Below are 21534 nucleotides of genomic sequence, written 5' to 3' on the forward strand. Positions count from 1 at the left end.
CCAACTGAAAGTTCATCTCAGAATGCTAACCTAATTGACAGGACTCCGTCATGCAGGTTCATTCAACATACCTCTTCATTGTTATGAATAATGAAGATCACAGAAAAACAATAAACCGAGTTCAGGACGAATGACACAACAACTTTCAAAACACCGCCATATTTCTTTTACTGCACACTATACCGGCTATATCTGGTACCAAATGGGGATTTCTCACGAAGCACTTGCTACAGCTAAAGGAAAATCACTGGCGTATTTGGTTCACCCGCTAGAATCATGGGCAGAAAAATATGTGGGTGGCAGCATGCGCACCACACTAAAACAACGCCACACCATGCTTGATCATCATTTAGAAAAATTAATTCAAGAAAATCCTGATTTACAAGTTCTAGAAATAGCATGTGGCCTGTCGCCACGTGGCTGGTGGTTTAGACAGCATTACCCTTCTATTACCTATCGGGAGCTTGATTTACCCGATATGGCACAAACCAAACAAAATGCACTTCAGCAAATTGAAAAAAATGCGCCTGAAGTTTTATCAGTTGATTTATTTACAGACGCTTTTGCACAAGCATTTGAAGTATTTGACCCGAACCGCCCATTGGTTGTAATTAGTGAAGGTTTAATTAATTATTTTGATAAAGATTTACTAAAACAATTGATCCAATCGATTGCTCACTATGGCGCTTCTTTTAAAAATTTTCATTATTTAACTGACCTCTACCCTGAACCTATTAAAAACAAACTCGCCAGTATTATTTGGAATAGTAGTAAGTTACTTAAAATAATGTCTCGCAGTTCTTTTAGTTTTCATTTCAAAAGTCCACAAGAGGTTAAAGACTTTTTTAAAGATACAGAGTTTGGGCAAGTTACTATTGAACAGCCACAAATATTCTTTGGGCAAGTTTCTCAAGATAACCATGAAGAGCATTTAGGGGATTTAGTCTGGATTATTCATTCTCAAATAAAATAATAAATATAAAAAATGGAAGCTCGAAATAAACGAGCTCCCATCTATAAATATATTATTAAGCTGCTTGTTTTTGACGAGCAATAAAACGGCTTAACCGATCAGCAAGCTCAAAACTACCATGTTTAAATAAAGCTCGAATACCCTGCGCTGTACTTTCAAAAATTAAGCACTCAATCGCAAAACTACCTTCTTCATCTTCTAAATGAAGTGCCAAATCGCGTGGATGGTCATTCACAAAATCAAGCTGCGAAACATCATTCATTTTTAAATACATACCGAAGAAAGTCACATCAACAATTGATACAGGGACCTGTACATCAAACTCTCTATGGGTAAGTTGAGTATGCGGTTGTAAAACTGGGACTCGCTCCTCACCACGACGTTCCATTTTTTGCATTTGGTAACGCGTCATTGGAATAATACCATCCAGATTTTGGATAGATTCACCTTTTAAAAATGAAGTGAACAAACTCATAGTTTCTTTACGACGCTGTAGCTGCGGTACATGATCTGCGTTTGCAATAAGGGCAAATTCCATATCAGGACATTGCAACGCAAAATTGGCATTTTCATGAGGCAGAGTAAAACTATCGTATTGCCCTGCTGCAACTAGCGTTTTGCACTCTGGAATAGGTACATCTGTTAAACGCAAAAGGCGATTACAGTTAATTTCATAACGCTCCCGCTCAGTCCCTGTAAATTCAGCCATTTGTCTAAAAAACAACTTCTTAGCAGTTGGTGACATACGAGTTTTATCTAATTTTGCATGATTCACCAAATACAAAATGACAGCTTGTCCAAACTCTTCCATACGGTTTTCTTGCATGAGTTTGAGCGATTCTTCCAAAATCATTCGCCAACTTTTACGAGTCTTTTGCATAACCCCCATCAAGATCATACGATCCATCAGGTCGGGACGATGATGAGCAAAACAAGAGGCAATCACAGACCCTAAAGACATTCCCATCACAGAAACTTTTTGTATTCCAACGATATCTAACCAACGTCCTAACATTTCAGATAAATCAGGTAGTTCTAAAGTTCCCGCAGATACTCCTGTATCGCGATTAGTAATTTGCTGATTTGCACCCATCGAAGGTAAATCGATTAAAATAACAGGACCACTTTCAAACAACTGTTCAACACAATATTTATAAGAATTAAAATTCTGGAAAGCACCACCAACAATCACAATCGGTGTTTTGTGAATCGTTTTTGGATCGGCAATTGCCATATATTCAATTTTCCAACCGTCAATCCATGTTGTACGAGCAGGTTGCTTAAAACTATCTCTATGGTAGATATCGAAAAAGCCAAAACCGGCATAAGCTTGGTTGATCTCCGAATCCATTTGAATAATGGAATTCATATCCTTGCTTCCTCCTTGCTGTAATTTTTTTATGCTGCAAGAGTTCCTTCTTGAACACGTAATCTTTTATGCACAAATCTTTAAAATTTGTATTAGTTTGTATTGCACAATAACATTCTAAACAATTGTCTGAAATATACGCAATCGCTGAAATGACCGCTCATCTTGTTTAAGCCGCTAATAGTTTGCAAAATATTTAAATGTTTTTTTATGGCGGTCACATTTTTCAAAAAAAGCCATTCATTGTTCCGCATTTGACTGCTACTATCTTACTCATTGGTAAATGATTAAAAAATGCTATGCAAGATTCAATTGAACAATATATGCAAAAAGTTGGGCAACAAGCACGCGAGGCCTCACGCGTCTTAACAAGTGCTTCTACCTCACTAAAAAATCATGCACTCTCTGCTATTTATACTGCTTTGGAAAATAATCAGGCAGCAATCTTGGCGGCGAATCAAATCGACATGGATAAAGGTCGTAGCAACCAGCTCGACAGTGCCTTACTTGATCGTCTTGAGCTTACGCCCGCACGCTTTAAAGGGATGTTGCAAGGTTTAAAAGATGTGATCGCGCTTGTCGATCCAATTGGGGAAATTACTGATCTTGCATATCGCCCCACAGGCATTCAAATTGGAAAAATGCGTGTACCTTTAGGTGTGGTTGGTATGATTTACGAATCACGTCCAAACGTAACACTTGAAGCTGCATCTTTAGCGATTAAATCAGGCAATGCCATTATTTTACGCGGTGGTTCAGAAGCACTCGAGTCAAATAAAGCAATCGCAGAAGCTATTAAGCATGGCTTAAAAGTTACTGGTTTACCTGAACATTCCGTGCAAGTCATTGAAACCACTGACCGTGCAGCTGTTGGTCATCTTATTACAATGGCTGAATATGTTGATGTTATTGTTCCACGTGGTGGTAAAAGCTTAATTGAGCGCGTAACCAATGAAGCGCGTATTCCTGTCATTAAACATCTTGATGGTAACTGCCATGTATTTGTTGAAGCACAGGCAGACTTGCAAAAAGCATTACCAATTACTTTAAATGCCAAAACACATCGTTATGGCGTTTGTAATGCGATGGAAACTTTGCTCGTTGATGAAAAAATTGCCGATGTTTTCTTACCGCACATTGCTGAACTGTATGCTGAAAAACAAGTTGAATTACGCGGTTGTCCAGAGACACGCCGTATTTTGGGTGCCTCTGTAAAACCTGCGACAGAAGAAGATTGGTATACCGAATATTTAGGGCCAATTCTTGCTATTAAAGTGGTTAGCGGTATTGATGAAGCAATTGACCATATCAACAAATATGGTTCACATCACACCGATGCAATTGTGACTGAAAACTACACTTTAGCTCGTCAGTTCTTGGCTCGTGTAGATTCAAGCTCAGTTGTAATCAATGCTTCAACTCGTTTTGCTGACGGTTTCGAATATGGCTTAGGAGCAGAAATTGGTATCTCTACAGATAAAATTCATGCCCGTGGTCCAGTTGGTTTAGAAGGCTTAACTTCTCAAAAATGGATTGTGTTAGGTGACGGTCAAATTCGTCAATAATTAATCTATTGGTTCAAACAAAAACGCCTGATCTTGATCAGGCGTTTTTTATTATTCAAGTTATGAGTCACTATAAAAAACCAACCCGAAGGCTGGTTTTTCTTAATCGTATATTTATTAGAAAATAAAGTCGGTATTCACAAATTTAGAGTAGTGTTCAGACACCATAGAGGCCAACATGCCTTTGCTATCATCTGTCTGTTTAGCAGCAATCATTGAACGGATCGAGAATGCACGAAGCGCATCATGCACAGACAATGTACCTTCCGCAGAATCTTTACGACCACCAAATGGGAACACATCAGGGCCACGCTGACATTGACAGTTGATGTTTACACGGCAGACCTGATGGACCAACGGATCAACTAAATGACCAATTTGCTCAGGGTCGCTACCAAAAATACTCACCTGCTGCCCATGATCAGAAGTCGTGACATATTCCAGTACAGTTTCAATGTCATCATAAACAGAGACTGGTATCACTGGACCAAACTGTTCTTCACGATACAGTCTCATCCCCTCAGTCACTGGATAAACCACGGCTGGATAGAACATTGTTTTGCAGAATTCACCACCTTCCGGATTAACTACTTGAGCCCCTTTAGCCACGGCATCTTCAATGACGTCAGTCATGTAGGCTGTACGGTGCATACCAGGTAGCGGCGTAATAAATACACCCTTTTCCCATGGCATACCAACTTTCAGTTTAGCTAGTTCAGTCGTTAAGCGGTTAACAAATTCATCGGCTATCGAGCGATGTACCATCAGCATTTTGAGCGCGGTACAACGCTGACCATTAAACGACAATGCACCCAGCAGACACTCTTTCACTGTCAGATCCAAGTCGGCATCCGGCAAAATAATAGCTGCATTCTTCGCATCCAACCCCAAAATTGCCCGCAGACGGTGAGATTTAGGGTGTTGCTTCTTCAAGTGATCAGCTACTTTACTAGAACCAATCAGTGCCAGCACATTAATTTGCCCAGATGCCAGCAAATGCGGCACCACTAAAGAACCTGGTGCATAAATGGTATTGATCACACCTTTTGGAAATGAGTCACGAAACGCTTCTAGTAATGGTTCGAACAACAAGGTCCCAAATTGAGGTGGTTTAAAAATGATGGTATTACCCATCAGCATGGCTGGGATCAGAGTCGCAAAAGTTTCATTCAGTGGGTAGTTGTATGGCCCCATACACAACACTACGCCTAGTGGAGTACGACGAATTTGACCAATCGTACCTTCAGCCATGACAAAGCGAGAGTTGGCATTATCCAGATCTTTCAGAGCATCTATCGTTTGACGCATGTAGGTAATCGTACGGTCAAACTCTTTCTCTGAATCAGCCAAGCTTTTGCCAATTTCCCACATGATCAGCTTAATGATCAGATCTCGCTGCTCCACCATGCGCTGAATAAAATTTTGCATACAGGCAATGCGCTCACCAACCTTCATCATTGGCCATTCGCCACGACCATTGTTGTAAGCTCGTACCGCTGCCTCTAACGCTTCATCACTTTCTTTTTCACCCATGACTGGATAACTACCAAGTTCAACTTGCTGTAGGCTACCGTCAGGCTGCTGAATCCAGATTGGAGATAATGTTTTCTTGGTTGCACCAGCCCACAACCTCAACTCACCATCCACTAGTGAGACACGCTGATGAATTTGAGATGGCAGACGCACACTTTCAGGAATACTGTCCTCTACTGGGAATTTATGCTGTAAATTATTTAACTGATTCATTCTTCTTAATACCTTAATTATTCGTATGTCTTTTATATATCCCCGAACTGTCCACTGTAATCAGGTCTTTTTCGGGTCAATATCACTATTATTATCCGTATTCACCTTGCTTGAACCGTAAATCACAAGGTGAATAACTTAAAGCGTTGATAATCTTTCTAGATGAATTTACCCCCGACACACATTATCAGTCATTCCTAGCTTCTGAATGACTTGCTCAATGATTTGTTCTGGTGTGAGAGCAATATCAATAGCAATTGCTTCATTCATATCAGGTTCTTCCAACGTATCTAGCTGTGTTTGTAGCAACGCTGGGTCAAAAAAATGACCAGATCTTTCTGCCAGTCTTTGCTGTAATAACTCATAAGAGCCTTTTAGGTACACAAACTTAATATTCTGATCCTGCCCTCTTAAAATATCGCGATACATTCGCTTTAAAGATGAGCATGTAAATACAGCTGTTTCACCGTCTCTTTGTTTGGTTTCAATGACCTGACGAATTGCCTGTAACCATGGCAAGCGGTCTTCATCAGTTAAAGGAATGCCTTGGCTCATCTTACTTTTATTTGCAGCTGAATGAAGCGTATCTCCATCAAGAAACTCACAAGCCAAACGCTCTGATAACAATTCACCAATTAGGGTTTTACCTGTTCCACAGACACCCATTGCAATCACAATCATGGATTACTCACCTTTAATTATAAAATAGTGCTAAGCAGTAGCGTAAAAGATAAACCCAACACTGAAATGATCGTTTCCAATACCGACCAAGTCTTGAGCGTCTGTCCCACTGTCATACCGAAATATTCTTTGATTAACCAGAATCCTGCGTCATTTACATGTGAGAAAACTAATGAACCTGAACCCGTCGCAAGCACTAAAAGTTCTGGTCTAACTGCAACACCAGCCGTAGCTGCAATTGGAGCAACAATGCTACACGCTGTAGCCATAGCCACCGTTGCAGAACCTGTTGCCAAACGAATTAATGCTGCAACAAACCAACCCAACAATAACGGCGACAGGTTTGCTTTCAACGCTGTAGAGACAATCTCATTAGAAATACCAGTATCACGCAAAATGCCGCCAAAACCACCACCTGCACCTACAATCAACATAATCCCTGCAATAGAAGCTAAACATCCACCGCAGAATTTTTCAATTTGTTCACGGTTAAAGCCCTGCATCGTACCAAAGGTAATAAAGCTGACCAGTACGGCAATGAGTAATGCGATATCAGAAGTACCAATAAAACGTAGCAAATCATTTGCGAAAGTCTGTGGTGCAAAGAACAGATCAGCCCAGCTTCCAACCAGCATTAATACTACAGGCAGCATAATTGTGAATAAGGTAATCCCAAAGCTTGGTAGCTCACGAGTTCTATTCGTATCTGCTTCAATAAACTGCTTCGCTAACGGATTATTTTCGGGCAATTTAACGTATTTATTAATCCAAAGTGCATACAATGGTCCAGCAACAATAGCTGTTGGCACACCAACGATCAGACTATAAGCAATCGTTTTACCAATATCAGCATGATAAGCCTGTACTGCCAACAATGCTGCTGGATGTGGTGGAATTAAGCCATGCACAACCGATAAACCTGCAACCATTGGCAGGCCAACAACTAATAAAGATTTGCCTGTCCGTTTAGCAATGTTGAACGCAATTGGAATGAGTAGAACGAAACCTACTTCGAAAAATACGGGAAGGCCAACAATAAGGGCAATAAACATCATAGCCCAGTGAATATTTTTCTCACCAAACCACTTAATTAAAGTAATTGCTATTCGCTCTGCACCACCAGACTCGGCCATCATTTTACCGAGCATCGTTCCGAGTGCGATTACAATCGCAAGGTGACCTAAGGTTTTACCTGTACCGGCTTCATAAGACTTAACAATATCACCCATTGGCATGCCAACAGCCAAGGCTAAACCGAGTGAAACAATAATAAGAACTAAAAATGGATAAATTCTAAACTTCGCGATCATGACCACTAAAGCAATAATCGCGATTACAGTGTAGATCAGTAACATGCCACCCTGAACCGTCTCCATGGGACACTTCTCCTTGGAATAATTATTTAGGCACACTGCCTAAACAAGGGTCTTCAACCACAGTAATTCCTACTGTTAAGACATTAAATTTTTATATTTAGGTGTGACCAGCACAAACTGGTCACATCAATACAGCCTTTAAAGCACATAGAATGCACTTCATTTTTTATAAATATTGTCTACATTTACAAAGCTCTCAACTGACTCGCAATTTGTGCCAAGCGAGTAATTTCAGCCCAGTCTTGGGCAGCTACAGTAGCTTTAGGTGTTAACCATGAACCACCTACACAAACCACGTTAGGTTGTTTTAAGAAATCTGGCGCTGACTCTGCCGTAATTCCACCAGTCGGACAAAAGCGCAAGTTTGGAAATGGACCATAAAATGCTTTTAGCATCTCAACGCCACCTGCTTGTTGAGCTGGGAAGAACTTCACAATGTCATAACCCAATTCAATCGCTTGAATCAGGTCACTTGGTGTCATCACACCAGGCAATAGAGGTAAACCAGCATCTTGCGCAGCCAAATGCAGATCTTTAGTCAAACCAGGAGATACCCCAAATTGAGCGCCTGCTTTTTTGGCTTGAGCACAGTGTTCTGGTTTGGTAATTGTTCCTACACCCACCACAATGTCATCAGCCAATTGGCTAGCACGCTCGATAGCAGCAAGACCAGCAGCGGTACGTAAGGTAATTTCAAGGACTTTCACGCCACCTGCATGTAAAGCACGTGATACATCCTCACCTTGCTCGGCAGAATCAAATGCCAATACAGGGATGACTGGGCCTAATTTGACGATATCTTCAATTTTAATCATTATTTTTCAGTTCCTTTGATTCAAATCTGCTCTGGTGAATTTTCACCAACCAATGCACCAAACACAGATGCTCCATGTTCAGCTGGCGCAGCAGCAGCACGGAAAACACCAAATAATTCACGGCCAAAGCCAACTTCGTTTTCTGCCTGATGTTCTGGCTGTGCAACAGGGCGCGACTGCCATACAACGTCATCTATTTCGACATCAAGTACACCAGCTTCAGCATCAATGATTAACATATCGCCTGTTTGAACTTTAGCAATCGGCCCATTTAATAAGGCTTCAGGAGATAAATGAATGACCGCCGGAACTTTACCTGAAGCACCAGACATACGGCCATCAGTGACTAAAGCAACATGGAAACCTTGATCTTGTAAAACCCCCAACACAGGCGTTAAACGATGCAATTCAGGCATACCATTCGCACGTGCACCCTGGAAACGAACAACCGCAATAAAGTCTCTGTGTAATTCACCACGATCAAATGCAGCTTGCACTGCTTCTTGCGAATCAAACACAATTGCTGGAGCTTTAACTTTGCGATGTTCTGGCGCAACAGCAGAAATCTTGATTACGCCACGGCCAAGGCGACCCTGCATTAAACGCAAGCCACCATCTGCTTGAAACGGCGCATCAATGCTACGTAAAACTTTGTCATCAAGGCTTTGAACCACACCGTCAACCCAAGTGAGCTTACCATCAATCAGTTTCGGTTCTTTGGTGTAATGCTGCAAACCTTTACCAGCTACAGTCGTTACATCGTTATGTAATAAGCCAGCTTCAAGTAGATTACGAATGAGGAAAGCTACTCCACCCGCAGCTTGGAAATGGTTTACATCCGCCTTACCATTTGGATAGATTTTTGCGAGTAATGGAACAACAGCCGACAACTCATCGAAGTCATCCCAGTCAATCAAGATGCCAGCGGCACGAGCAATCGCAATCAAATGCAAAGTATGGTTCGTTGAACCACCTGTAGCGAGTAACGCCACAATACCGTTTATAATTGCTTTTTCATCGACAACATGACCAATCGGCGTGTAGTTTCCACGCTCAACTGTCAAATCAAGTACACGAATCGCAGCTTCTGCGGTGAGTGCATCACGTAATGGTGTATGAGGATGAACAAATGCAGCACTTGGCAAATGCAAACCCATGACTTCCATCAGCATCTGATTACTGTTGGCTGTACCATAAAAAGTACAAGTCCCTTGTCCATGATAAGCAGCTGACTCAGCTTCTAACAAAGCATCTCGTCCAACCTGCCCCGTTGCAAATTGCTGACGAATTTTGGCTTTCTCATCGTTAGATAGACCACTGGTCATTGGTCCAGCTGGCACAAAAATAGTAGGTAAATAGCCAAACTGCAAAGCACCAATGAGCAAGCCCGGCACGATCTTATCGCAAACCCCAAGACATAAAGCTGCGTCAAACATGTTATGAGACAATGCAATCGCTGTACTCATCGCAATGGTTTCACGAGAAAACAATGATAGTTCCATGCCAGCATTACCTTGGGTAATACCGTCACACATCGCAGGAACGCCACCTGCAAATTGTGCTACGCCACCATTTTCGCGAGCGGCACTTTTAATTAAATCTGGAAATGTTTTATAAGGTGCGTGCGCCGACAGCATTTCGTTATACGAAGATACGATGCCAATATTTGGTTCACGGCCTACTTTAATAATTAATTTTTCATTATCTTCCATACTGGCAAAACCATGAGCCAGATTGGCACATGAAAGTGCTCCACGGGCAGGAAATTTGCCTTGTGCATGTTCAATACGTTGTAAATATGCAGAACGAGTTTTTTGACTACGTGCTATTACACGCTCGGTCACTTTTGCCAATATTGGATTCGGCAAGTCCATGCTGGACGCTCCTGTACAACCGGATAAGCCGGAACATAAAAAATAGACCAAATGATATATTTCATAATCATTTGGTAAGGGGGAGGAACAATATTATTAAGGCAAAAAGCGACATGCAAGCCCTAGTCAACTTTACGGGAATACCCAAGCATGAGTATTAAAGACAAATAATGTTTAAGTTATAAACAAGTGAAGGGTTTTATTTTGGACTATATTTACAGGTATATTACACTCTAAAAACTATGAGAAAATTCTCATAATATCAATGCAATGAAATATCTTTATAAATGTACAGATACCGACTTTTTATACTGAGTTTTATATTAAAAATGTTTATGATTTATTCTTTTTAACTTATATATAAGCGATTAAAACTTAATTCCAGTTACGTATATTATTTGTAATATACCCATCGGGTTTGATTAAAATAACAGCAATTCTTTTACTTTAAAAAATTTATACCGAATATTTGAAAATTACATCAATTCAAAATTTACCTTTCATAAATATATACAAAAAACTGTTTAATTCTTCTACAAAAAAACAAGGAATACAGTGGTTAAGCTTTATACTGGACAGATATTAGTTGCAAATAATTTGATGGTCGATAGTTCTTAAGTCTAATGGGCTAAAGTCTATCTTGGACAGAAAAACAACACATGCTAAAACATGACAACCCGTTCAATCTGTATCAAAAAATAATACATCTTGAATAGGAAGTTAGGAAAACTATTTTAAATCAGGACTTGGGTATTTCAACGTGGCTACATCAGTATTAGTTATCAATTGCGGCTCTTCATCTATTAAATACGCACTGGTTTCAGAGCGTCGTGAAGATCGTATTTACGGTTTAGCAGAAAACTTGGGGGCAGCTGATGCTCGTATTAAGGGAATTACAGTAGGTGGTGAACCACTTGAACTTTCAATCCCTTATGCTGACCATGCCAAAGCTTTAGAAACTTTACTTGCACGTCTTGCCAACTACAAACCGCAGGCAATCGGACATCGTGTTGTACACGGTGGCAGTTTAACCAAAGCAGAATTACTCACTCCTGAAATTATCGAACGTATTCGTGCTGCGACACCTTTAGCCCCACTTCACAACCCAGCACATTTAATTGGTATTGACGCAACCGTACGTCTATTTCCTGAATTACCTCAAGTTGCCGTATTCGACACTGCCTTCCATCAAACCATGCCACCACATGCATACCGTTATGCAATTCCTAAGTTTTTATATACTGACCACAACGTCCGCCGTTATGGCTTCCATGGTACAAGCCATGCTTATGTATCTGACAAAGCGAGTGAGCTAGCAGGTAACCTGAAAAAGGGTGGATGGTTAACAGCGCACCTAGGAAACGGCAGTTCAACTTGCGCAGTATGGAATGGACAAAGTGTTGATACCTCTATGGGTCTTACTCCACTTGAAGGTGTGGTAATGGGAACGCGTAGTGGTGACGTTGATCCAAGCTTACACAGCTTCCTTGCTAAAAACCTCGGTTGGGACTTAGCAAAAATTGATAAAGTTTTAAATAACGAAAGTGGCTTACTTGGCTTATCGCAATTGTCTAACGACATGCGTACAGTGATTGAAGCGGCTGAAAATGGTAATGAAGATGCTTGTCTTGCAATTGAAGTGTTTAGCTATCGCCTTGCAAAATCACTTGCTGCATTAAGCTGTGGTTTACCAACTTTAGACGGCTTAATCTTCACGGGCGGTATTGGCGAGAACTCAGCCTATATTCGTGAAAAAACCTTAGCTTATTTACCTCATTTTGGTTTGCAGCTTGATAAAGATCAAAACAATAACTTAAAGCGTGGCACCGAAGGTCGAATCGACAATGGAACAGGTCCTCAAATTTGGGTCATTCCTACAGACGAAGAAGGCCGTATTGCCAAAGAAACTCGTCAAGTTGTTGAAGCGGCAGAAAATACAGCATCTGTAGCAAGCCTTGCTTAATCAGATCCTAGCGAAAACTCGATATTCGTTTATTTATAGGTTTATATGAATACAATTTTATTGATTCCTACAGGCGAAGGGGTTGGCCTAACCTCTGCCTGCTTAGGTATGATTTACGCACTTGATTGCAACGGGATTAAAGCTGGCTTTTTAAAACCATTTTCTCAAGAAGACCAAGAGCATCTTGACCGAACAACTTCATTATTTGGTCATTTATTTCAAAGTAAAACCGTTCAATCTATTTCGCATGAAAAATTAACTCAGCTTATTGCCGCTGGGGAAGTAGATGAATTACTTGAAGAAGCGGTTAGCCTTCATCGTAGTGTGGCAGCAGACCATGATGTCATTATTGTGGAAGGCTTATTACCAAACGGACAAGACCATTTTGCCAGTGAGCTCAACGCAAGTCTTGCACAAGCACTTGATGCAGAAGTCGTGCTGGTCAGCACAGCAGATATTCAAAACCCGAAAAAAGCAGCAGAAAAAGTAGATGCTCATTTACGTCAGTTTGGTGGTGCAACATCAAATCGTACTGCTGGCGTACTGTTTATGCGTACCCGTGGATTAACCGAAGAAACAGCTCAAATTCCTGTTGCGTTTGATCCATCGTTACGACCAACTGAAGAAATCGCGAAATTTACAAGTGAGCTGCAAAAATATAATCGTTATTTTGGCTCTAGTGATTTACCAATCATTGGTTTAGTCCCATTTAGTAACACGCTAAGCGTACCTAGAACACTTGATATTGCAAATGTCATTGATGGGCAATGGGTACATCAAGGTGAAGCTAAAACACGTCGTATTTTGCATTCAAGTTTAATTGCTTCAAGCATTGAATATGAACTGAATAAGTTTATTGCAGGCGAATTAATTATTAGCGCATCTGAGCGTACCGACGTTTTACTTGCAAGTAGCTTAGCAACCAGCAACGGTATACCTCTGGCAGGTTTAGTCCTTACCGAAAGAGAAGCGCCAGCACCAGAGCTTTTAGAATTTTGTCAAAGTGCAATTAAACAAGGGTTACCGATTTTACATACCCGTTTAAACACACTTGAAACTGCACAGCGTTTATCTAATTTTGGTAATGAAATTCCAACAGATGATACTGAACGTGCTGAGCAAGTGACTCGATTTGTTTCAAGTCACATTGATGTCGAATGGCTTAAGCAGCACAGCAACAATGCCGCTACCCCTCGCCTGTCGCCATCGGCTTTCCGTCATGAACTGGTGCAAAAATCAATTGCAGCTAAAAAACGGATTGTACTACCTGAAGGTGATGAACCGCGCACCATTCAAGCTGCGGCAATTTGTCAGGCACGTGGTATTGCTGACTGTATTTTGTTAGCTAAACCAGATGCTGTGCACGATGTTGCAAAAGCACGCGGTATTGAATTACCTGCCGAATTGGCAATTGTCGACCCCGATAGTATTCGTGATCAATACGTTGCACCAATGGTTGAGCTACGTAAAGGTAAACTCAACGAGCTTCAAGCGAAAGAACAACTTCAAGATACCGTAGTGCTTGGCACCATGATGTTAGCCTTAGATCAAGTCGACGGTTTAGTTTCAGGGGCGATACACACTACGGCAAATACGGTTCGCCCAGCATTCCAGCTCATCAAAACAGCCCCTGAATATTCATTGGTTTCATCAATATTCTTTATGCTTTTACCAGATGAAGTCTATGTATATGGCGACTGTGCGATTAATCCAGACCCGACAGCAGAGCAACTTGCTGAAATTGCAATTCAGTCTGCTGACTCAGCGAAAGCTTTTGGAATTGACCCGCGTATTGCCATGATCAGCTACTCAACTGGTACTTCCGGAACAGGCGCTGATGTTGAAAAAGTACAGCAAGCAACTCAAATTGCGCAGCAACGTCGCCCGGACTTACTGATTGATGGTCCACTTCAATACGATGCAGCTTCAGTTGAAAGCGTAGGACGTCAAAAGGCACCAGACTCACGCGTTGCTGGCCGCGCAAATGTATTTATTTTCCCAGACTTAAATACAGGCAACACAACTTATAAGGCGGTACAACGTGCTGCAAATGTAGTCAGTGTAGGTCCAATGCTGCAAGGCCTCAACAAACCAGTAAATGACTTGTCTCGCGGCGCATTGGTAGATGACATCGTCTTTACCATTGCGTTAACGGCAATTCAGGCAGAACAGCAAGCCGCCGCCAAATAATTAATATAATTAACCTTTACTACCTCTCGCCATTTGATGTCCGCTCAAATGGCTTTTTTTTATTTTAGTCATTCAAAAATAAATAATTTTCCGATCTATCTCTTTTAAATCACATCAATATGTTCTTATGCGACTTTCGGTCAAAAGATCAACCAATCTCCCACAACACTGTCTTTTTGTCATATAATTTAGCCCGCTAGCTAACAGCCCGCTCAAGAGATTTTCTGGTATGACAACGATTATCAAACAAGATGACTTGATTACATCGATCAAGGACGCCCTACAGTTTATTTCGTACTATCACCCGCAAGACTTTATCCAAGCGATGAGCCGTGCTTATGATCGCGAAGAAAACAAAGCCGCAAAGGATGCAATTGCACAGATTCTAATTAACTCTCGCATGTGTGCGGAAGGTCATCGTCCAATTTGCCAAGATACTGGTATTGTTAACGTTTTCCTTGAAGTGGGCTTAGATGTTAAATTTGATTTAACGATGAGCTTAGACGATGCAGTAAATGAAGGTGTTCGCCAAGGTTACCTTGAAAACAGTAACGTTCTTCGTGCATCTGTACTTGCTGACCCTGCATTTGGTCGTAAAAACACAAAAGATAATACCCCTGCTGTAATTCACTACAAACTCGTTCCGGGTAATAAAGTAGATATTACTGTTGCTGCTAAAGGTGGCGGTTCAGAAAACAAATCTAAACTTGCGATGCTTAACCCATCTGACTCGATTGTTGACTGGGTACTTAAAACCGTTCCAACTATGGGTGCAGGCTGGTGTCCTCCTGGTATGCTCGGTATTGGTATTGGTGGTACTGCTGAAAAAGCCATGATGCTTGCTAAAGAAGCACTCATGGAAGAAATCAATATGGACGAATTACTTCGCCGTGGACCAGAGAACAAAATCGAAGAGCTTCGTATCGAAATCTTTGAAAAAGTAAACGCACTTGGTATTGGTGCTCAAGGCCTAGGCGGTTTAACGACTGTTCTTGATATTAAGATTAAAGATTACCCATGTCATGCTGCTGGTAAACCAGTAGGTATGATTCCTAACTGTGCTGCTACTCGTCATGCTCACTTCCAGCTTGATGGTACAGGTGTAGCTCATATTCAAGCACCAAAACTTGAAGATTATCCATCTGTAACTTGGGACTCTTCACAATCTAAACGCGTAAACCTTGATACCATTACACAAGAAGAAATGGACTCTTGGAAACCGGGTGATACATTACTTCTTAGCGGAACAATGTACACAGGTCGTGATGCTGCGCACAAACGTATGGTTGAAATGATCGACAACGGTGAAGAATTACCAGTTGATCTTAAAGGTAAATTTATTTACTACGTTGGCCCTGTTGATCCAGTGGGTGATGAAGTCGTTGGTCCTGCTGGTCCTACAACTGCAACACGTATGGATAAATTCACACGTAAAGTACTCGAGCATACTGGTCTATTCGGTATGATTGGTAAAGCTGATCGTGGTCCTACAGCAATTGAAGCAATCAAAGACAACAAAGCAACTTACTTAATGGCAGTTGGTGGTGCAGCTTACCTCGTATCTAAAGCTGTTCGTGAAGCTGAAGTTGTTGCGTTTGCAGACTTAGGTATGGAAGCCATCTACAAATTCGTAGTTGAAGATATGCCTGTTTCTGTTGCAGTTGATGTAAACGGTACTTCAATTCACGCAGTAGCTCCAAAAATCTGGCAAGCGAAAATTGGAAAAATTCCAGTAGTCGATGCAGCAGCTGGCTAATCAAGAAAAGCACCGAATTCGGTGCTTTTTTTATGCATTCTTTTTTTATTTTAAAATCTGAAAAGAATTGTAACAATTAGTTTGTCAATCTGTGCTATTAATGAAAGCACCCTCTCGCCAAATATTGAATATAGGTCATTTCATGACTATTCGCCCTATTCTTAAAAATCTCTCAATCAGCCTTTGTCTAAGCTGTATTACCACAAGCTTGTTTGCCTCTCCTGCCAAGTTAAGTTCAGTTAAAGAACTCATGCAAATGAGCCAAATTGATTACCTGCTTAAAGAATCAATTGATGAATTAACGCCTTACTATGATCAACAGGCAGAACAGATCGTTAGCAATATCACGGGTATCAAAACTTTAGGTCCAAAAGAAAAAGAGGCCGCGAAGAAGTTAGGTTCTCTCTTAAAAGATTCGAGCAATCAGCTCATTAGCAACCCAAAAACCACCCAAGCCTTACAGGATATTTACCTAAAGACTTATACTGAAGAGGAAATTCAGGCTAATCTGAAATTTTTAAAAACCCCAGAAGGCCAATCAATTACACGCAAGAACGTACAGATTATGGGACAAATTTCAGAATATATGATGGAGTTGGGACAGCAAACGTTTAATGACCCTAAAGCACGAGATCATATGCAAGAAGAAATGCTTAAAATTCTTGCACCATTAATGAAAGATAAAGAAAAGTCTTAACTTTTCTTTATCTTTTGCAGCTCATTACCAAGTTAAAGGATTCCATAATTTAAATGGTTTAATCAGATGTACATCTGATTTCTCATCATATTTGGCTGGCTTTAATTCTTGTGGTTTATGACGGACCTTTCCTGAAGTATCTTCAGCAACAAAGTTGTAGCTAGAAGATTTAAGCTCGGTAAATGCTATCTCTCTACGTCCAATATTGTCTTGCATTAACATAAATGGACCAGTATGTTCACTTCGGTCCATTTTATTTTCTTCATCATATTTCAAATAATAAGACGTTCCTGCCTCAACAGTAATATCAATATATTTTGGTTCTTGAAAATGGATACCAAGTAAAGGGCGACTTGCTGAAAGACGATACGTTCCTGCTGGTAACTCAATCCAGTAATAATGATTATGTAATAGACTCGGAATGCGCTTACCATTCACAAAGAGATTAATCGCTGCAATTTCTTGACGATTCCATTTTGTGTCCGGTCGATATAAATAAACTACAGCAGCCTGTTCATTTTGTGGTTTGATTGGAGCAAAAGTCTGACCCAATTTTTGGTTGACCCACCCTCCCACGGTAAAGCCGCCTAAATGATATTGATCTAATAAACCAGGTTCTTTTTCAACATCAACTTTAGGTAGAGTCGCGGTCAATTCACTCGGATTTTTTTCTAAATGAGATGAACTTTGACAGCCCACAAATAGTCCAGCACAGCACAAAGATACGATTAAATAACGCATGGCATCCCTCAAAGCGTTTTGTTTTTGATTTATTTTTTACACCGCAAAACTATGCGTATTTTGTATTTTAAGATTAACACTACCCATATAAATTGAAAACAAAAAAAGCATGAATCACTAACGCGATTCATGCTTTTTAGATGAATGAAATCTATGCAGACTTCGAATCAATAACCTTTAAATCTGCCTTAGCAACACTTTCATGCGTTGCAGCTTCTTTAGGTTGGCGTTCAGCCTGATAAACAGGTTCTGCTTCACCATTAATAACTGCTTCATTGATAATGACTGTTCCAACATCTGTACGACTTGGTAAATCATACATAGTTTCAAGCAGTACGTTTTCCATAATAGAACGCAGACCACGCGCACCCGTATTACGTTCAAGCGCTTTTTTAGCAACAGCACGCAATGCAGAGTCTTCAAAGATCAGATCAACATTTTCCATAGTGAAAAGATATTGATACTGGCGAGTTAATGCATTTTTTGGCTCAGTCAAAATTTGCATTAAAGCTTCTTCATCTAGCTCTTCAAGTGTCGCAATCACTGGTAAACGGCCAATGAATTCTGGAATCAAACCAAATTTCACTAAGTCAGTTGGCTCAACCTGACGGAACAATTCAGCAAGCTTTTTGGTTTCATCTTTGTTTTTAACATCAGCTGTAAAACCAATACCGCCTTTCTCTTGACGCTGTTGTACAATTTTCTCCAAACCAGAAAATGCACCACCACAAATAAATAAGATATTTGAGGTGTCAATTTGGATAAACTCTTGCTGTGGATGCTTACGACCACCTTGAGGCGGAATCGAAGCAACTGTACCTTCAATCATTTTTAATAATGCTTGTTGTACACCTTCACCAGATACATCACGCGTAATTGATGGATTTTCAGATTTACGAGTAATCTTATCAATCTCATCAATATAGATAATGCCCTTCTGAGCCTTCTCTACATCGTAGTCTGCTTTTTGCAAAAGCTTTTGCACAATATTTTCAACATCCTCACCCACATAACCAGCTTCGGTTAATGTTGTTGCATCTGCCATCGCAAATGGAACATCTAAAAGGCGAGCTAATGTTTGCGCAAGTAAAGTTTTACCTGAGCCAGTAGGTCCAATCAGTAAGATATTACTTTTAGCAATTTCTACTTCTTTAGACACATGGCCATTATGACCAACTTTTAAGCGTTTATAATGGTTATAAACCGCAACAGATAATGTCTTTTTGGCAAGATCTTGACCAATAACATATTGATCAAGCGCAGCACGTATTTCATGTGGTTTTGGCAATGCCTTACTCGCCCAGTCACCTGCTTCAACCTGTTGGCTGGTTTGTACAAGGTCTAAGCAGACATCCACACATTCATTACAAATATATGCGTCCTCACCTGCAATCAGTTTCCCGACTTCAGACTGCGTTTTACCGCAAAATGAACAATGTTTTTGTCCTTGAGGATGTTCGGACATATTCACTCCACAAATAGAATCTTAAATATTAGGGCAAGATGCACTGCATAAATAACTAAATGGAGATCTTTTTCAACATCTCAAGTTATTTATATAAGAAGGTCCTTATGGACGCTTACTTAACACCTGATCAACCAGACCATATTCTTTAGCAGCTTGGGCTGTCATAAAGTTATCACGGTCAGTATCACGAGCAACGGTTTCATAGTCTTGACCACTATGCTCTGCCATTAAGCGGTTCAAGCGCTCTTTAATAAAGAGAATTTCACGCGCATGGATTTCAATATCCGATGCTTGACCACGGAAACCACCCAATGGTTGATGAATCATGACACGGGCATTTTCCAAACAATAGCGTTTGCCTTTAGCACCCGCATTTAATAAGAATGCACCCATTGAAGCAGCTTGACCCATACAATATGTCACAACATCAGGCTTAATAAACTGCATCGTGTCATAAATGGCCATACCCGCTGTCACAGATCCACCTGGAGAGTTAATATAAAGGTGGATATCTTTATCAGGATTTTCAGCTTCTAAAAACAACATTTGGGCAACAATCAGATTTGCCATGTTATCTTCAACTTCACCTGTCAAAAAAATGACGCGCTCACGTAAAAGTCGTGAATAAATATCAAAAGAACGTTCGCCGCGAGAAGATTGTTCAACCACAACAGGAACTAAAGCATTTTCAATTGTTGGAACATACATACGTTATTTATTCCTAAATTTTTTGTGACTTAACCTATGGCAACAATATGCGGGATAATTTCTCAAATTGCAAAAGGTTCGCACTGAAATATTATATTATTTATACCTAAGTACTTAATGCCGCACTCAAATTGACCACATAATGAAAAACAAAAAAGGCGCCTTCGGCGCCTTTTTCTGACTTCTTAAAAGATTAGCCCATACGGCGAGCTTGTTGTTCTTTCAATAAGTCATCATAAGATACAGCTTTGTCAGTCACTTTAGCACCAGCTAGGATGTGATCAACAACTTGATCTTCTAATACAACTGCTTCGATTTGAGCACGTTGTTGAGCATCATTTTTGAAGTATTCAATCACTTCAGTTGGATCTTCGTAAGAAGAAGCCATGTCGTCAATGTAAGCATCAACGCGAGCTTGATCAACTTCAAGTTTAGCATCAGCTAAAACTTTGCTTACCAATACGCCAAGCTTAACAGAACGTTCTGCTTGTTCTTTGAACAATTCGTCAGGAAGCATGCTCTTGTCAAAAGATTGCGCGCCTGCACCACCAAATTGTTGAGTGAACTGTTGAACCATTTGTTGACGTTGACGGTCAATTTCTTGAGCAACCATTGCAGTTGGAACTTCAACTTCATTCGCAGCAACAAGAGCATCAAAAGCAGCTTGTTTAACTTGGTTACGTAAACCATTGCGAACTTCACGTTCCATATTCTTACGAACGTCAGCTTTTAACTTCTCAACGCCTTCCTCTTCAGTTACACCGAAGATTTTTAAGAATTCAGCATCAATTTCTGGAAGTTTAGATTTTTCAACTTGCTTCACAGTGATTTTGAACTGAGCTGCTTTACCAGCCAAGTTTTCAGCTTGGTAATCTTCAGGGAAAGTAACGTCAATTACTTTCTCTTCACCAGCTTTCATGCCAATGATGCCATCTTCGAAGCCAGGGATCATACGACCTGAACCTAACACAAGTTTAAAGTCTTCAGCAGAACCGCCTTCAAACTTCTCACCATCGATAGTGCCTTCAAAGTCAAAAGTCACTTGCATGTCTTTTTTCGCCATACCCTTGGTTACAGCCCAAGTTTGACGTTGTTTTTGCAAGTTTTCGATCATAGCGTCAACGTCAGCGTCTTTGATTTCAGCTGATTTACGTTCAACTTCTAAGCCGTCAAATGCTTTTACTTCAACTTCTGGATAAACTTCTACAGTTGCTTCAAAAACTAAAGCGTCTTCTTTATGTTCAACTTTCTCAATGTTCGGCATACCTACCGCATTGATTTTTTCTTGTTGAATTGCTTCAAAAACGCTATCACGAATGATGTCATTTACAACTTCTTGATAAATGCTTGCACCGTATTCGCGACGAACAACGTTTTCAGGTACTTTACCTGGACGGAAGCCGTTGATCTTCACAGTTTTGGCAGTGCGCTTCAAACGAGCTTCAAATTGCTCGTTAATACGGCTCGTCGGTACAGACACATTTAAACGACGGGCAACGCCCGAAACCGCTTCAGTCGTTACTTGCATGGCTTCCTCGATAAAAATTAGTTAGTAGGAACAGTTTTTAAAAAAGTGCTGTATTATATGACAACTTTCAAGATATACAAAATT

Annotated in this window: 16 protein-coding genes and 1 pseudogene; 7 read left to right on the forward strand and 10 right to left on the reverse strand. The window is 40.5% G+C overall.

Annotated features, from left to right (window positions below; all coding sequences use genetic code 11):
* Positions 1-130: 130 nt before the first annotated feature.
* A complete protein-coding gene (locus RFW85_RS11210) occupies positions 131-973 on the forward strand; it encodes a class I SAM-dependent methyltransferase (protein WP_170247641.1) in 843 nt (280 codons plus the stop codon).
* Between the two features lie 55 nt (positions 974-1028).
* Here RFW85_RS11210 and RFW85_RS11215 read toward each other — a convergent pair whose 3' ends face one another.
* Positions 1029-2342 carry an alpha/beta fold hydrolase gene (locus tag RFW85_RS11215; RefSeq protein WP_216076483.1) on the reverse strand — a complete coding sequence of 438 codons (1314 nt, stop codon included), beginning with the start codon at positions 2340-2342 and terminating at the stop codon, positions 1029-1031.
* Between the two features lie 299 nt (positions 2343-2641).
* Between RFW85_RS11215 and RFW85_RS11220 the strand changes: the two genes are divergently transcribed.
* Positions 2642-3907 carry a glutamate-5-semialdehyde dehydrogenase gene (locus RFW85_RS11220; protein ID WP_170247640.1) on the forward strand — a complete coding sequence of 422 codons (1266 nt, stop codon included), beginning with the start codon at positions 2642-2644 and terminating at the stop codon, positions 3905-3907.
* Positions 3908-4024: 117 nt separating this feature from the next.
* Here the strand turns inward: RFW85_RS11220 and RFW85_RS11225 are convergent, their stop codons facing one another.
* The 5 genes from RFW85_RS11225 to edd form a co-directional block, all read right to left on the reverse strand.
* Positions 4025-5653 carry an NADP-dependent glyceraldehyde-3-phosphate dehydrogenase gene (locus RFW85_RS11225; RefSeq protein WP_170247639.1) on the reverse strand — a complete coding sequence of 543 codons (1629 nt, stop codon included), beginning with the start codon at positions 5651-5653 and terminating at the stop codon, positions 4025-4027.
* A gap of 168 nt (positions 5654-5821) precedes the next feature.
* Positions 5822-6334 carry a gluconokinase gene (locus RFW85_RS11230; RefSeq protein ID WP_170247638.1) on the reverse strand — a complete coding sequence of 171 codons (513 nt, stop codon included), beginning with the start codon at positions 6332-6334 and terminating at the stop codon, positions 5822-5824.
* Between the two features lie 17 nt (positions 6335-6351).
* Positions 6352-7710 carry a gluconate:H+ symporter gene (locus RFW85_RS11235; protein ID WP_002115035.1) on the reverse strand — a complete coding sequence of 453 codons (1359 nt, stop codon included), beginning with the start codon at positions 7708-7710 and terminating at the stop codon, positions 6352-6354.
* A 185-nt stretch (positions 7711-7895) separates the two neighbouring features.
* Positions 7896-8525 carry a bifunctional 4-hydroxy-2-oxoglutarate aldolase/2-dehydro-3-deoxy-phosphogluconate aldolase gene (eda, locus tag RFW85_RS11240; RefSeq protein WP_009390833.1) on the reverse strand — a complete coding sequence of 210 codons (630 nt, stop codon included), beginning with the start codon at positions 8523-8525 and terminating at the stop codon, positions 7896-7898.
* Between the two features lie 20 nt (positions 8526-8545).
* Entirely contained in the window at positions 8546-10399 is a 1854-nt protein-coding gene (gene edd / locus RFW85_RS11245; protein ID WP_309171547.1) for a phosphogluconate dehydratase, read from the reverse strand.
* A 659-nt stretch (positions 10400-11058) separates the two neighbouring features.
* On the opposite strand from edd, the pseudogene RFW85_RS11250 reads away from it, so the two are divergent.
* The 5 genes and pseudogenes from RFW85_RS11250 (at position 11059) to RFW85_RS11270 (ending at position 17005) form a co-directional block, all read left to right on the forward strand.
* Positions 11059-11178 (forward strand): annotated as a pseudogene (locus RFW85_RS11250) (hypothetical protein).
* Positions 11160-12362 (forward strand): acetate/propionate family kinase, encoded by a 1203-nt coding sequence (locus RFW85_RS11255; protein WP_005079149.1) that lies wholly within the window; start codon positions 11160-11162, stop codon positions 12360-12362. The pseudogene RFW85_RS11250 and the gene RFW85_RS11255 overlap by 19 nt, the downstream one beginning before the upstream one ends.
* Positions 12363-12407: 45 nt before the next feature.
* Complete coding sequence (gene pta, locus RFW85_RS11260) at positions 12408-14552, forward strand: phosphate acetyltransferase (RefSeq protein WP_170247636.1); 2145 nt, start codon at positions 12408-12410, stop codon at positions 14550-14552.
* A gap of 229 nt (positions 14553-14781) precedes the next feature.
* A complete protein-coding gene (locus RFW85_RS11265; RefSeq protein WP_002115045.1) occupies positions 14782-16308 on the forward strand; it encodes a fumarate hydratase in 1527 nt (508 codons plus the stop codon).
* A 142-nt stretch (positions 16309-16450) separates the two neighbouring features.
* A complete protein-coding gene (locus RFW85_RS11270; RefSeq protein ID WP_033849457.1) occupies positions 16451-17005 on the forward strand; it encodes a DUF2059 domain-containing protein in 555 nt (184 codons plus the stop codon).
* A gap of 24 nt (positions 17006-17029) precedes the next feature.
* On the opposite strand, the gene RFW85_RS11275 is transcribed toward RFW85_RS11270, so the two are convergent.
* The 4 genes from RFW85_RS11275 to tig form a co-directional block, all read right to left on the reverse strand.
* Positions 17030-17746, reverse strand: coding sequence for a DUF2846 domain-containing protein (locus RFW85_RS11275; protein ID WP_170247635.1), 717 nt, complete (start codon positions 17744-17746; stop codon positions 17030-17032).
* 151 nt (positions 17747-17897) lie between these two features.
* Positions 17898-19211, reverse strand: a complete 1314-nt coding sequence (gene clpX, locus RFW85_RS11280; protein ID WP_002114726.1) for an ATP-dependent Clp protease ATP-binding subunit ClpX — start codon at positions 19209-19211, stop codon at positions 17898-17900.
* Positions 19212-19316: 105 nt separating this feature from the next.
* Positions 19317-19922, reverse strand: a complete 606-nt coding sequence (clpP, locus tag RFW85_RS11285; protein ID WP_002114870.1) for an ATP-dependent Clp endopeptidase proteolytic subunit ClpP — start codon at positions 19920-19922, stop codon at positions 19317-19319.
* A 193-nt stretch (positions 19923-20115) separates the two neighbouring features.
* Complete coding sequence (gene tig, locus RFW85_RS11290) at positions 20116-21450, reverse strand: trigger factor (RefSeq protein WP_002114878.1); 1335 nt, start codon at positions 21448-21450, stop codon at positions 20116-20118.
* Positions 21451-21534: the final 84 nt, after the last annotated feature.

Origin of the sequence: Acinetobacter sp. 12966 (assembly GCF_031196995.1) — a bacterium.
GTDB classification, from domain to species: Bacteria; Pseudomonadota; Gammaproteobacteria; order Pseudomonadales; family Moraxellaceae; genus Acinetobacter; species Acinetobacter geminorum.